At 72.2% G+C, this 12,492-nt stretch carries 10 protein-coding genes; 5 read left to right on the forward strand and 5 right to left on the reverse strand.

All coding sequences use genetic code 11. The annotated features are described in order from the left end of the window. Nucleotides 1–60: 60 nt before the first annotated feature. Both ACMCNN_RS14975 and thpR read left to right on the forward strand, forming a co-directional pair. Nucleotides 61–627, forward strand: coding sequence for an AAA family ATPase (locus tag ACMCNN_RS14975; RefSeq protein ID WP_412746810.1), 567 nt, complete (start codon nt 61–63; stop codon nt 625–627). A 16-nt stretch (nt 628–643) separates the two neighbouring features. Continuing rightward, complete coding sequence (gene thpR, locus ACMCNN_RS14980; RefSeq protein ID WP_412746811.1) at nt 644–1,225, forward strand: RNA 2',3'-cyclic phosphodiesterase; 582 nt, start codon at nt 644–646, stop codon at nt 1,223–1,225. A 3-nt stretch (nt 1,226–1,228) separates the two neighbouring features. Here thpR and ACMCNN_RS14985 read toward each other — a convergent pair whose 3' ends face one another. Continuing rightward, entirely contained in the window at nt 1,229–1,828 is a 600-nt protein-coding gene (locus ACMCNN_RS14985; RefSeq protein ID WP_412746812.1) for a class I SAM-dependent DNA methyltransferase, read from the reverse strand. A 105-nt stretch (nt 1,829–1,933) separates the two neighbouring features. On the opposite strand from ACMCNN_RS14985, the gene ACMCNN_RS14990 reads away from it, so the two are divergent. Together ACMCNN_RS14990 and ACMCNN_RS14995 are read left to right on the forward strand one after the other, a co-directional pair. Continuing rightward, the gene (locus ACMCNN_RS14990) at nt 1,934–2,725 is read left to right on the forward strand and encodes a helix-turn-helix domain-containing protein (protein ID WP_412746813.1); all 792 of its coding nucleotides are present in this window, start codon (nt 1,934–1,936) and stop codon (nt 2,723–2,725) included. A 104-nt stretch (nt 2,726–2,829) separates the two neighbouring features. Further along, nucleotides 2,830–5,058, forward strand: coding sequence for a molybdopterin oxidoreductase family protein (locus tag ACMCNN_RS14995; protein WP_412746814.1), 2,229 nt, complete (start codon nt 2,830–2,832; stop codon nt 5,056–5,058). A gap of 40 nt (nt 5,059–5,098) precedes the next feature. Here the strand turns inward: ACMCNN_RS14995 and ACMCNN_RS15000 are convergent, their stop codons facing one another. The 3 genes from ACMCNN_RS15000 to ACMCNN_RS15010 form a co-directional block, all read right to left on the reverse strand. Next, nucleotides 5,099–6,676, reverse strand: coding sequence for a methyl-accepting chemotaxis protein (locus tag ACMCNN_RS15000; protein ID WP_412746815.1), 1,578 nt, complete (start codon nt 6,674–6,676; stop codon nt 5,099–5,101). A 176-nt stretch (nt 6,677–6,852) separates the two neighbouring features. Then, nucleotides 6,853–8,430, reverse strand: a complete 1,578-nt coding sequence (locus ACMCNN_RS15005; RefSeq protein WP_412746816.1) for a methyl-accepting chemotaxis protein — start codon at nt 8,428–8,430, stop codon at nt 6,853–6,855. Between the two features lie 87 nt (nt 8,431–8,517). Continuing rightward, the gene (locus ACMCNN_RS15010) at nt 8,518–8,880 is read right to left on the reverse strand and encodes a hypothetical protein (RefSeq protein WP_412746817.1); all 363 of its coding nucleotides are present in this window, start codon (nt 8,878–8,880) and stop codon (nt 8,518–8,520) included. A 255-nt stretch (nt 8,881–9,135) separates the two neighbouring features. Here ACMCNN_RS15010 and ACMCNN_RS15015 point away from each other — a divergent pair, with 255 nt between their 5' ends. Next, nucleotides 9,136–10,410, forward strand: a complete 1,275-nt coding sequence (locus ACMCNN_RS15015; protein ID WP_412746818.1) for an alkaline phosphatase — start codon at nt 9,136–9,138, stop codon at nt 10,408–10,410. A gap of 45 nt (nt 10,411–10,455) precedes the next feature. On the opposite strand, the gene ACMCNN_RS15020 is transcribed toward ACMCNN_RS15015, so the two are convergent. Beyond that, nucleotides 10,456–12,483: a SpoIIE family protein phosphatase gene (locus ACMCNN_RS15020; protein WP_412746819.1), complete on the reverse strand. Its 2,028-nt coding sequence runs from the start codon at nt 12,481–12,483 to the stop codon at nt 10,456–10,458. Nucleotides 12,484–12,492 lie beyond the last annotated feature (9 nt).

Genomic DNA, 12,492 nt, shown 5'->3' on the forward strand with positions numbered 1-12,492 from the left:
ACCGCCGAACTCACCCCATGGTGCGACCCGCGCACGGGTGCGGTTGCTACCGTCGACCGGATGCCCATGCTGGGACCCGCCGACCCGCTACCCCACCGACCCCGGCGCGTGCTGGTCGCGGGCACCTCCGGAGCGGGCAAGTCGACGCTGGCGCGGCACGTCGCCGACGCCCTCGCGGTGCCGTACGTCGAACTCGACGCGCTGTACCACGGCCCGGACTGGACCCCGCGCCCCGACTTCGAGGCCGACGTGCACCGGTTCAGCGCGCAGCCGGGCTGGGTGACCGAATGGCAGTACGGCGCCGTCCGCGGGCACCTGGCCGAGCGCGCCGACCTGCTGATCTGGCTCGACCTGCGACGCGCCAGGGTGATGCGCCAGGTCGTCCGGCGCACCGTGACCCGGCGGCTGCGCCGCGAGGTGCTGTGGAACGGCAACATCGAGCCGCCGCTGTGGACGATCCTCACCGACCCGGAGCACATCGTCCGGTGGGCGTGGAACAGCCATCACAAGCTGGCCATCCGGATCGCCGACCTGCGGCGGGAACGGCCGGGGCTGCCCGTCGTCCGGCTGCGCAGCCGGTCCGAGGTGACGCGCTGGGCACAGGGACCGCTGCGGCACGCGGGCTGACCCGTACTGTGCTGCCATGAGGTTGTTCGTGGCGGCATACCCGCCGCCGGGGGTGTGCGACGACCTGGCGCGGCGCCTCGACGGGCTGCGGGTCACCGCGGCGGCGCAGCGCGGGATCAACACCCGGCTGGCCCGCCGCGAGACCTGGCACGTCACGCTGGCGTTCCTGGGCGAGGTGGCCGACGAGCGCGCCCCGGCGGCGTCCGAGGCGCTGCAGCGGGCGGCGGACGGCTGGCGGGCGGCCGGGTCGGGGGCGCCGCAGCTGTGCCTGGCCGGTGGTGGACGGTTCGGCCGCGGCAGGTTCACGGTGCTGTGGGTGGGGGTGGACGGCGACCGGGACGCGGTGCAACGGCTGTCGAAGCAGGTGCGGCGCGAGTTCAAACGCGACCGGCTGCCGTACGACGACAGGCCGTTCAATCCGCACCTGACCGTGGCCCGTCCGGGCGACAAGCTGGCGGCCGCCGAGGTGGCGGCGGACCGGGAGGACCTGGCCGGATACCGCGGGCCGCAGTGGCCGGTCGAGCGCATGGCGCTGATGCGCAGCCACCTCGGCCCGCAACCCTGGTACGAGCAGGTCAGCGCGTTCCCGCTGGCCTGATCGTCACCCGTCGCGGCGCAGCACGTCCAGCAGGAACCACTCGTCCTCGTGGTGGACGAGCCTGCGCAGGCCCGGCCGGGTCAGGGCCTCGTGCACGTTGAACCCGTCGTAGTTGCCACCCTGCCGGTCGCGGAAGTGGACCGCCACCAGGTCACCGCCCGGCTCCAGCCGGTCGAACAGCCCGTCGAGCAGCGCCCGCAGATCCTCGGCGGACAGGTAGTAGAGCAGGTCGCCGACGACGATCAGGTCGAACGTGCCGTCCGGCAGGTCGGCGGGCAGCATCGCCTCCGCGACTCGCACGTGCGGGAACTCGCGGACCTCGTCGGCGGCCCGGCCGACCGCGGCGGTGACACAGTCGACGGCGAGGATCTCGTCGCAGCGCGGTGCCAGCAGCCGGGTCAGCAGGCCGATCGAGCAGCCGGGCTCGTAGCAGCGGCGGTACCGCTCGCGCGGCAGGCTCGCCACGGTGACCGCGTACTTGCGCTGGTCGTGCCATTTGGTCGCGGTGTCCCACGGGTCGTCCTTGGCCAGGTACAGGTTGGTGAAGTGGTCGAGCGAGGACGTCTGCTGCGGCGCCTCGGCGTCACCGTGGGTTCGTGTCACCCCGCGATTGTGCCCGACCCCGGCCGGGCGGTACGGCGAGCCGCCACGCCCGCACGCCGCAGCGTGACAGGATGCTCACTGCCGGAGTCGTGAGGTCAGGGGAGCATGGCGTACCAGACGTGGGCGATTCTCGTCGCGATCGGCCTGGGGCTGGGTCTCGGTGGCCTGGGACGCCTCCTGCTCCGCAATCGGATCCGTCTCTCCTGGTCCGATGCCGTGGTCGCCGGGCTGCTCGGCGCGGCCTGCGGCAGCGTCGTGGGCGGTATCGGGCGCAGCGCGGGCCGGCAGCTGCCGGTGGTCGCCGGGGCGGTCGCCGTCGCCGTCACCGTGGCCGCGCTGCTGGGGATGGACCGCTGGCAGTCCCGGCGGCGGCTGCCCCGTGGCACCGTGCCCGAGCTCGTCGCGGGCGGCGAGTCGCACCACGTCGAGTTCAAGTCGTCGGCCCGCTACAACCGGCACAGCCGGCAGCGCGACGAACGCGTCGAGCAGGTCATCGCCAAGTCGCTGGCCGGTTTCCTCAACGCCGAGGGCGGCATCCTGCTGATCGGCGTCGCCGACGACGGCGCGATCACCGGCATCGAGGACGACTATCCCCTGATCAAGGGCCCGACCCGGGACCACTTCGAGCTGTGGCTGCGCGACATGCTCGTCGCCTGCATCGGCGCCCCCGCCTGCGCCACCGTCCAGGTCAGCTTCACCGCGGTGGACGGGCACGACGTCTGCGTCGTCACCGCCCCGCCCGCCGCCCACCCGGTGTTCCTGCGGGCCGGCAAGAGCCAGCCGGTCGCCCTGTACGTGCGGGTCGGCAACTCGACCAGGGAACTGGCCCTCGACGACGCGCTGAGCTACTGCGTCGACCGGTGGGGACGGCAGGCGCTGCGCGGCCGCCCCGGGTGATCCACGCCGCCCGCCTGGTGACACCCCCGCCCGGGGCGTGGCACGATACCCGCGGGTAACAAGGCGTGGGCCGCGGCGCGGCGGCCCGGAAGGCTGGTGACACCATGCCCGGCGAGACCCGTACGGCGTACCGGACCTGCCCGCTGTGTGAGGCGGCCTGCGGTCTGGAACTCACCGTCGCCGACGACCGGATCGTCGCGTCCCGCGGCGACTCCGCGCACGTCTTCAGCCACGGCTTCGTCTGCCCCAAGGGCGCCACCTTCGGCCAGCTGTCGGCCGACCCGGACCGGCTGCGCCGCCCCCTGGTACGCCGCGGCGACTCCCACGAGGAGGTCGGCTGGGACGAGGCGTTCCGCGCGATCGAGGCGGGCCTCGGTCCGATCCTGCAGCAGTACGGCCCCCCGGCCGTCGCCGTGTACCTGGGCAACCCGAACGTGCACACCATGGCGGGCGGGCTCTACCTCTCCCCCCTGCTGCGCGCCCTGGGCAGCCGCAACATCTTCTCCGCCAGCACCGTCGACCAGATGCCCAAGCACGTGTCCTGCGGCTACCTGTACGGCAGCCCCCTGGCCATCCCGGTGCCCGACGTGGACCGTACGGATCTGCTGCTCGTGCTGGGCGCGAACCCGTGGGAGTCCAACGGCAGCCTGGCCACCGCGGCCGACTTCCCCGGCCGGCTCAAGGCGCTGCAGGCCCGCGGCGGCCGGTTCATCGTTGTCGACCCGCGCCGGACCCGCACCGCCGAGCACGCCGACGAGTACGTCGCGATCCGGCCGGGCACCGACGCATACCTGCTGTTCGGCATCGTGCACACGCTGGTCACCGAGCACCTGGTGGACCTGGGCGGGCTCGCCGGACACGTCACCGGCCTCACCGAGGTCGGTGAGCTGGCCCGGCCGTTCACCCCGGACCGGGTGGCCGAGGTGTGCGGGGTGCCCGCGCCGCGCATCCGCGAACTGGCCCGCGAGCTGGCGGCCGCACCCACCGCCGCCGTGTACGGGCGCATCGGCACCTGCACGGTCGAGTTCGGCACGCTGACCAGCTGGCTCGTCGACGTCGTCAACGTGCTCACCGGCAACCTCGACCGGCCCGGCGGGGTGATGTTCCCGCTGGCCGCGCACCTGCGGCCGCAGACGCGTTCCGGCGGCAAGGGGTTCACGGTGGGCCGCTGGCACAGCCGGGTCCGTGGGCTTCCGGAGGTCAAGGGCGAGTTCCCGGTCGCCACGCTCGCGGACGAGATCGAGACGCCGGGCGACGGGCAGGTCAGGGCGTTCGTCACCGTGGCCGGCAACCCGGTGCTGTCCACTCCGAACTCCGGGCGGCTGGATCGGGCACTGGCGGGGCTGGACTTCATGGTCAGCGTCGACCCGTACCTGAACGAGACCACCCGGCACGCCGACGTGGTGCTGCCGCCCACCGACGCCGCCCGCAAGGGACATTACGACTTCTCGTTCCTGGCGCTGGCGGTGCGCAACTTCGCGGCGTACTCCCCGCCGGTGCTGCCCGCGGACGGCGCGGGGATGGACGAATGCGACATCCTCGCGCGGCTCACCCTGCTGGTCACCGGCCAGGGCGCTGCCGCCGACCCGGCGGTGCTGCACGAGCGGATGCTGGAGCAGGCGCTGCAGCGTGTGGCCGCGCCGAACGCCGGGCGTACGGTCGACGACCTGCGGGCCATGGTGGACGGTGAGCATCCCGCGGAGCGCCTGCTGGACGTGGCGCTGCGCACCGGCGCGTACGGTGACGGCTTCGGCGCCCGGCCCGACGGGCTGTCCCTGGCCCGGCTGAAGGACCACCCGCACGGGGTGGACCTGGGCCCGCTTCGCCCGCGCATCCCCGAGGTCCTGCAGACCCCCAGCGGCACGGTCGAGCTGTGCCCGGCGCCGATCGCGGCGGACGTCGAACGGCTGCGCGGCGCCCTCGACCGCCAGCGCGACGACCTGGTCCTCATCGGCCGCCGCCATCTGCGCTCGAACAACAGCTGGATGCACAACGTGCCGGCGCTGGTGAAGGGACGCGACCGGTGCACGCTGCAGATGCACCCGGACGACGCGGCCCGGCTGGCACTGGCCGACGGCGACGACGCCCGGGTCGTGTCGCGGGCCGGCACCGTGTCGGCGCCCGTGGAGGTCACCGACCGGGTGATGCCGGGCGTGGTGAGCCTGCCGCACGGGTGGGGTCACGACCTGCCGGGCACCCGGATGGCGGTCGCCGCCGCGCATCCGGGGGTGAACAGCAACGTGCTCACGGACGAGTTCGCGATCGACCCGCTGTCGGGCAACAGCGTGCTCAACGGCATCCCGGTGGAGGTGAAGGCCGCGGGCCGGCCCTGAGGTTCAGGGCCGGCCCGCGGTCTCTGTCGTTCTCGCCGCCTCAGAGATGGAAACGGTCCACGATGCGGCGCAGGTCCGCGGACATCGTGGCGAGCTGCGCCGCGGCCAGGTCCGCCTCGCCCAGCCCGCTGCTGATCCGCCGCATCGAGGCGGCCACGTCGTCGATCGTCTCGGCGACCGTACCGCCGGCGGAGGCGGCCTCGCTGACGTTGCGGGTCATCTCGTTGGTGGTCACGGTCTGCTCCTCGACCGCCGACGCGATCGTGGTCTGGAACTCGCTGATCCGACCGATGATCTCGGAGATCTCCGCGATCGCGGCCACCGCACCCGCGGTGTCCTCCTGGATCGCCGCCACTCGCAGACCGATGTCCTCAGTGGCCCGCGCGGTCTCCTGGGCGAGGTCCTTCACCTCGCCGGCCACCACCGCGAAGCCCTTGCCCGCGTCGCCGGCCCGCGCCGCCTCGATCGTCGCGTTCAGGGCCAGCAGGTTCGTCTGCTCCGCGATCGACGTGATCACCTTGACGACGTTGCCGATCTCCGTCGACGACTCACCGAGCCGGGCCATCACCGTCGAGGTGTCCGCCGTGACCTCCACCGCACGCGACGCCACACCCGCGGCATGGACGGCGCTCTGCCCGATCTCCCGGATCGACGCACCCATCTCCTCGGCCCCGGCCGCCACCGTGTGGATGTTGGACGACATCGTCGCCGCCGAATCGGCCACCGCGGCGGACTGCCGGGAGCCGTTCTCCGCGTCGGCGACGCTCTGCCGGCTACCCTCCGCCAGCCCGTCCGCCGCCCCACCGAGGTTGGTGGAGTGTTCGGACAGCTCCGTGACGGTCTCGCGCAGCGTGCCGATCGCCCGGCGCAGCATCCCGGCCATCTTGCCCAGCTCGTCGGTCTGGTCGACGTCCGGGTCGTGGGACAGGTCACCGTCGGCCACGGCCTCCAGCACCCGGGACACGCGGCCCAGCGGCGCGACGATCAGCCGGGCGATGTAGAGCGCCAGCAGCACGGCCAGCACGACCGCGACCGCGAAGACCACCGCGATCCACGTCCGGATCGCGGTCACGGTGGCGTCGAAGTCCTTGCCCGCGACCAGGGCCTTGTTGGCCCGAACGATCTCGTCCGAGAACATGCCCTCGTACGCCTTGCGCAGGTCCCGGTTGGGGCCGAACGACGCGGTCAGCGCGGAAGCGTGATCGCTGGGATAGATCGTGAACTCGGCCTGCGTCGCCACGAACCACGAGTCGGTGGACTTCTGGATCTTGTCGATGGTGGCCCGCTCGGGCCCCTGCGCCAGGGCGCGCGCCCCGGCGAGAGCCTCCTTGATGGTCTTCTGGCGGCCGAGTGCCTCGTCGCGGAACTTCGTGTCCCCGCCGATGAGGTATCCGCGCTCGTCGTTGGCCGCCGCCTTGGCCGCCAGCGCGGCGCTGTTCAGGTTGTTGATGTACGGCACGGCACGGCTGAGCTCCTCAGCCCGGGTGCTCTGCAGGCCGCTGATGCCCGCGAGGCTGATCACGCCGGTGATCACCGTCCCGGTGATCGCCACCCCGGCGACCGTGAGAATCTTCGTCGACACCTTCAGGTTGCCGACCCACCCTGCCAGACCTGCCATGAACCCGTGCTCCCCCGTGACCGACGACCGGACGGTCCCGGTCTCGCACCACAGCGATCGGCAAGCGGCGCAGCGGTCTGACCATCCCTGCGGGGTGCGGAAGGAATTCACCCGGCGTTCACTGAGCCCGCCCGTACGTGCGGGAGCGCTGCTCGGGAACGCCGGGGGACAAAAGGTCAGAGTTTGAAGCGCTCCACGATGCGACGCAGGTCACCCGACATCGTGGCGAGCTGACCCGCCGCCTGGCTGGCGCCGCCGACCCGGGAGTTGATCCGCTCCACGGCCCCGGCCACGTCGTCGATGGTCTGGGCGACAGAGCCGCCCGCGGAGGCGGCCTCGGCGACGTTGCGGCTCATCTCGTTGGTGGTCACGGTCTGCTCCTCGACCGCCGACGCGATCGTGGTCTGGAACTCGCTGATCCGTCCGATGATCTCGGAGATCTCCGCGATCGCGGCCACCGCACCCGCGGTGTCCTCCTGGATCGCCGCGACCCGCTGACCGATGTCCTGGGTCGCCCGCGCGGTCTCCTGCGCGAGGTCCTTCACCTCGCCGGCCACCACCGCGAAGCCCTTGCCCGCGTCACCGGCCCGCGCCGCCTCGATCGTCGCGTTCAGGGCCAGCAGGTTCGTCTGCTCGGCGATCGACGTGATCACGTTGACCACGTTGCCGATCTCGGCGGAGGACTCACCCAGCCGGGCCATCACCGTCGAGGTGTCGGCCGTGACCTCGACCGCACGCGTGGCGACACCCGCGGCATGGGTGGCGCTCTGCCCGATCTCCCGGATCGACGCACCCATCTCCTCGGCCCCGGCCGCCACCGTGTGGATGTTGGACGACATCGTCGCCGCCGAATCGGCCACCGCGGCGGACTGCCGGGCGCCCTCCTGCGCATCGGTCACGCAGTGCTTGCTGGTGTCCGACAGGTTCTGGGCGGCTCCGCCGAGCGTGGTGGAGTGCTCGGACAGCTCCGAGACCGTCTCGCGCAGGGTGCCGATCGCCTGCCGCAGCATGTCGGCCATCCTGCCCAGCTCGTCGGTCTGGTCGACGTCCGGGTCGTGGGACAGGTCACCGTCGGCCACCGCCTGCAACACCCGCGAGACCCGGCCCAGCGGCGCGACGATCAGCCGGGCGATGTAGAGCGCCAGCAGGATCGCCAGGGCCACCGCGATCGCGAAGACCACGCCGATCGACCACCGGGTCGCCCGTACGGTGGCGTCGAAGTCCTTGCCCGCGACCAGCGCGGAGTTGGCCCGGGTGATCTCGGCCGCCAGCTTCGTCTCGTACGCCTTGCGCAGGTCCCGGTTGGGGCCGAAAGCGGCCTTCACCGCGGCGTCGTGGTCACTCTCGTACGTGGTGAACTCGGCCTGCAGCGCCGTGAACCACGTGTCGATCGACTGCTGGATGTCGTCGATGGTGGCCTTCTCGCCGGCGGCGCCCCGAGCACGCGCGTCGGCGAGGTTCTCCTTGACCGTCTTCTGGCGACCGAGCGCCTCGTCGCGGAACTTCGGGTCGCCCGCGATCAGGTACCCACGCTCGTCATTGGCGGCCGCCTTGGCGGCGATCCCGGCGGAGTTCAGGTCGTTGATGTACGGCACGGCCCGGTCGAGCTCCTCGGTGCGGGTGCTCTGCAGGCCGCCGATCCCGGCGAGGCTCACCGCTCCGGTGACCACCGTGCCGGCGATCGCCACCGCGGCGACCGTGAGGATCTTGGTCGACACCTTGCGGTTGCCGATGAACCCAGCCAGACCTGCCATCTCCGTGCCCCCCGTGACGGACGACCGGACCACCCGGTCATGTGCCACAAGCGATCGGCAACCGGTGAAGGCAGCTTGAGACGGGTCTCACATTTCGGTGAATGTTTCCCCGGACACCAAAGTGGTGGAGCGCACCGCACGCAGCCGCTGCTGCGGAACCCCGGCGGCGGCGAGGTCGGCGGCCACCCCCGGCGAGGCGCGATCGAGGAACACCACCACCTGGTGGTCGTCGCCGAGGCCGCAGACCGCGGACAACGTGCCGAGGTTGATCGGGTCCAGTGCCGACACGTCGGCCAGGTCCAGCACCAGGCGCAGCGGACGGATCTTGCGGACGGAATGCACCAGCAGCTGGCGCAGCTCGACGGCACGGTCCGGTCCCAGGACGCCGTGGGGCCGGACGATCAGGCTGCCGTCGGGACCCGTCTCGACGTCGAGCTCGGGGACACGCATCGGATTGCCCTTCGTCACCGCGCATTCAACACGGACTCACGATACGACGTGGACAGCGGCCGGTCGACAGCCGCGCAATTCCGCAGTGCAACCATTTGGTTACGCCCATGATCAAGAACTCGGACCCCGGCGGACCAGCGCGATCGGGCTGAAGATCCTTTCACCGTCGAACGACGTTCACCCGAGATCAACCTGCTGGGCGCCGACTTGCGGTTGGGTGTTCCGCGAGACAACAACCAAGCTGGAGGAACGCACGTGTTTGCCCGCCCCGCCCGGTGGCTCGCCGCGCCGGTGCTCGCCGGAGCCGTCGCCGCTGCCGGGATGACGCTCGTCAACCCGCTGACCGCCGCCGACGCCGGCATCGCCGCGAAGCGGCCCGCCAAGGCCCGCAACGTCATCTTCATCAACGGTGACGGGATGGCCGCCGCCCACCGCGAGGCCGCCCGCCTGTACTACGCCGGGCTCGACGGTCAGCTCACCATGGACAAGCTGCCGTTCTCCGGGCAGCTCACGACGAGCCCGCACGACCCGAAGTCGCCGATCACCGACTCGGCGGCCGCGGCCACCGCCTGGGCCACCGGCGAGAAGACGTACAACGGCGCGATCAGCGTGGACGTCGACGGCAACCCGCTGCCGACGCTCGGGGCGCAGGCCAAGGCCGCCGGAAAGGCCACCGGCCTGGTCACCACCGCCCAGGTGACAGACGCCAGCCCGGCCGCCTTCTTCGCCAACACCGCCAACCGCTCGGCGCAGGACGAGATCGCCCGGCAGTACATCGAGGTCAGCAAGCCCGACGTCATCCTGGGCGGCGGCGAGGACTGGTGGCTGCCCGCGGACAAGCCGGGCGCGTACCCGGACCACCCCGCCGAGGACACGACCGAGGCCAGCAAGGGCACCAAGGGCGACCTCATCGCCGAGGCCCGCCGCAAGGGCTACCAGTACGTGTCCACAGCCGACCAGCTCGCCAGGGCGAAGAAGGGCGGGAAGCTGCTCGGGCTGTTCGCCAACGAGGAGCTGTTCCAGCAGCGCGAGGAGGGCAAGGGCGACGTCTACAACCCGCCCGCCAGCCTCGCCACGATGACCAGCAAGGCGCTGGAGACCCTCGCCACCGACCGGCAGGGCTTCTTCCTGTTCGTCGAGGAGGAGGGCGTCGACGAGTTCGCCCACGAGAACAACGGCACCCGCGTGCTGCAGGCCATGGGCGAGCTGGACAAGGCGGTCGCGGTGGCCCGCAACTACGCCGCCACCCACCCCGACACCCTGGTCGTGGTGACCGGCGACCACGAGTGCGGCGGCCTGACCGTCGAGGACACCGGCACCACCGACGAGTCGGGCGACGGCATCTCCGCCGAGGACGGGCCGTTCGCCATCAAGGGCAGCCCGCTGAAGTTCACCATGGACTGGACGACCAGCGGGCACACCGGCGTGGACGTGCCGGTCACCGCGTACGGGCCGCTGGCCGACCGGTTCTCCGGCAAGCACCCGAACACGCACGTGCACGACGTACTGAGCACCATTCTGACCCGCTAGCAGGGGTCCGGGGCCGTCCGGGCCGGCACCGCCCGGGCGGCCCCGTCAACCACCGTGGTACGGGTCGACGGTGACCACGAGGATGGCCACGTCGTCGGTGCGCGGATGCGGGCCGACGTTGGCGCGGATGATGTGGTCGAGCAGGCCGCGGGGTTCGTGCGTCGGGGCGGACGAGACCGCGGCGCACAACTCGGCCAGGCCCCGGTCGACGGTGTAGCGGCGGTCCTCGATCAGCCCGTCGGTGTAGAGCACGAGACTGGACCCGGCGGGCAGTGGCAGCGTGACGTCGGCGTACTCCGCATGCCGGATCCCCAGCGGTGGTCCCGGTGTCAGCGGCAGCGGTTCGGCCAGTCCCCCGGACCAGCGGACCGGCGGCGGATGGCCCGCCAGCACCGCCGAGGCGGTGTGGTCGCGCAGATGGACCTCGAGGTAACAGCACGACGCCATGGCGTGCGGTTCGTAGCGCAGCAGCAGCTCGTTCGCCCGGCGCATGACGTCGGCCGGGCCGTACCCGTCGGCCGCGTACGCCCGCAGCGCGCTGCGCAGCTGCCCCATCGTCGCCGCGGCCTGGGAACTGTGCCCCGCGACGTCACCGATGACGACCGCGGCCCGGTCGGCGTCGATCTGGATGACGTCGTACCAGTCGCCGCCCACGTCGGCGCCGCGGGTCCAGGGCAGGTAGCGCACCGCGTGGCGGGCGCCGTCGAGGATCGGCAGGGTGCCGGGCAGCAGGGCCCGTTGCAGGTCCGCGGCGATCGACAGCTGGGACTCGTACAGCAGGGCGCGCTGCAGCGCCTGAGCGGCCAGGCGGCTGAACGCGACCAGGTTGTCGCGTTCGTCGTCGTCGAACTGGCGTGGCTCCTGGTAGCCGATCACCAGCGTGCCGAGGACCTGCCCCGCGGTGGTCAGCGGCAAGAACGCCCACGCGGACCGGCCGCCGCCGGAGACGGCGTGGGCCGGGTCGGGCTGGGCCGCGGCGAACTCCTCCGGGGAGCACAGGTAGCGCGGCCGCCCGGTCGCGGCGACCCCGGCCGCCGGGTACGGATGGGTCATCGGCAGCTCGCGGAGCTGATCCACGACGTGCTCCTCGTACCCGGCGCTGTAGCGCAGGACCAGGCCGCCGTGCTCGATCAACAGCACGGCCAGTCCGTGCCCGCGGGCGGAGGGGCGCAGGACGGTGCCCATCGCCACGTACACCTCCTCGGCGGTGCTCGCGGCGACCAGCGCGGCCGTGACCGCCTGCAACGCGCCGGTCCAGTACGCCGCGGCGCGGGCCTGGGCGGCGCTGCGTTCGAGCTGCCGCTGGTAGTCGACCGACTCGGTGACGTCGCGGTACGACACCGCGACGATCCCGGCGCCGACCCGGACCGCCTTGAGCTCCCAGACCTGCGCCGCGCTCGGCGAGCTGAGCTGCTGGTGCCACATCTCGCCGGTCTCGGCGACCCCCCGCAGGTACGGGAACAGCTGCCCCTCCTCCGGGCTGGAGGACTGCGCGACGATCCGGTGCCCGATGAGTTCCTCGACGGTGTGCCCGGCGAGCTTGGCGCCGATCTGGTTGGTGTAGTCGCAGACGAAGTCGATGATCGCGCCGGACTCGTCGTGCACGGCGCGCAGCAGAGTGAACCCGTCGAACGCCGCGTCCAGCGCGTCGTACAGCCGGGCTCCGCCCTCGGTCTGTGACCCCATGGTCAACTTGCTCAGGTCGACGAACCGGGCGATGAAGCCGTCCCCGAACGGCACGAGCCGGACCTCGAAGTGACCCGCCAGGCTCGACCGGTCGTAGTACACCGTCCGGACCGCCGGCACCCGCTCCTGCACCACCTGCCGGTACAGCTGCAGCGTGCCGTCGGTGACCGTCTCCGGCCACAGCTGGCGGTAGGTCCGGCCGATCAGCTCGTCGCGGGGCCGGTCCAGGAACCGGCAACCGGCCTCGTTGAGGTAGGTGAGGGTGAAGTCGACGATGCCGCCGTGGGCGTCGCGCACCGCCGTGGCGAGCGCGCACCCGTGCGGATCAGCCTCCAGCAGCGCCACGACGTCCGCCGGCGGCTCCCCGCCGAGCGCCTCACCGCTCATCAGCGACCC

Origin of the sequence: Krasilnikovia sp. MM14-A1004, from assembly GCF_047159485.1 — a bacterium.
Lineage (GTDB): Bacteria > Actinomycetota > Actinomycetes > Mycobacteriales > Micromonosporaceae > Actinoplanes.

Bases quoted from the DNA above. Each gene is read 5' to 3' on its own strand.
- ACMCNN_RS14975 (WP_412746810.1), top strand. From the start codon at position 61: ATGCCCATGCTGGGACCCGCCGACCCGCTACCCCACCGACCCCGGCGC.
- thpR (WP_412746811.1), top strand. From the start codon at position 644: ATGAGGTTGTTCGTGGCGGCATACCCGCCGCCGGGGGTGTGCGACGAC.
- ACMCNN_RS14990 (WP_412746813.1), top strand. From the start codon at position 1,934: ATGGCGTACCAGACGTGGGCGATTCTCGTCGCGATCGGCCTGGGGCTG.
- ACMCNN_RS14995 (WP_412746814.1), top strand. From the start codon at position 2,830: ATGCCCGGCGAGACCCGTACGGCGTACCGGACCTGCCCGCTGTGTGAG.
- ACMCNN_RS15000 (WP_412746815.1), bottom strand. From the start codon at position 6,676: ATGGCAGGTCTGGCAGGGTGGGTCGGCAACCTGAAGGTGTCGACGAAG.
- ACMCNN_RS15005 (WP_412746816.1), bottom strand. From the start codon at position 8,430: ATGGCAGGTCTGGCTGGGTTCATCGGCAACCGCAAGGTGTCGACCAAG.
- ACMCNN_RS15010 (WP_412746817.1), bottom strand. From the start codon at position 8,880: ATGCGTGTCCCCGAGCTCGACGTCGAGACGGGTCCCGACGGCAGCCTG.
- ACMCNN_RS15020 (WP_412746819.1), bottom strand. From the start codon at position 12,483: ATGAGCGGTGAGGCGCTCGGCGGGGAGCCGCCGGCGGACGTCGTGGCG.